This window comes from Arthrobacter sp. 4R501 (genome assembly GCF_002929755.1).
Taxonomy (GTDB): Bacteria; Actinomycetota; Actinomycetes; order Actinomycetales; family Micrococcaceae; genus Arthrobacter.
Genome location: NZ_PJIW01000084.1, coordinates 1 through 516 on the forward strand (window position 1 = coordinate 1; position 516 = coordinate 516).

1 protein-coding gene is annotated in these 516 nt (G+C 66.1%); it reads left to right on the plus strand.

From position 1 onward, the window contains the following. Positions 1-415 (plus strand): FHA domain-containing protein (locus CXR02_RS21995; protein ID WP_146072595.1); only part of this gene is annotated, 415 nt, incomplete at its 5' end. Between the last annotated feature and the right edge of the window lie 101 nt (positions 416-516).

A 516-nucleotide genomic window follows, 5' to 3' on the forward strand; every position in this document is an offset into this window, starting at 1 on the left:
CGGAAGGCCACGCCTGATTTTTGTCCGGGACTCCGAGTCTTGGAACGGACAGGTCCCGCGTGAGTTCGTCCTTAGTGCGGAGCGGGTGCGCATCGGCAGCGATGAATCCGCAGATCTGCAGCTTCAAGGGCTGGACGGCGTACATGCGGAAATAGTCCACAATGACCAGGATGAATACGTCCTGGTCCGGCACGGAAAAGTCAGCGGAAGCTTCGGTCCTGGATCGCAGTCGGTACTGCGCACCGGCGCCCGGATACAGGTGGGCCCGTGGTGCCTGGCCTTTTTCCGTGAGGAATTTGCCGATCACGGACGCCCCTACGGCGGCCGGAGCGGCGGCGAATTCGCCTACCAGCGTCCACAGCGCGATCCCCGGACCGGGGCCATGGAACAGGACGGGTCGACGTACACCCGCTGATCCGGGAGCCGGCTTGCCCGGAACGCGGCGGGGTGCCGGCGCAGCCGGTGGGCGAGCTGGTTCCGACGTCGCCGGCGTCCATGATCCGGTAGGCGTAGCCC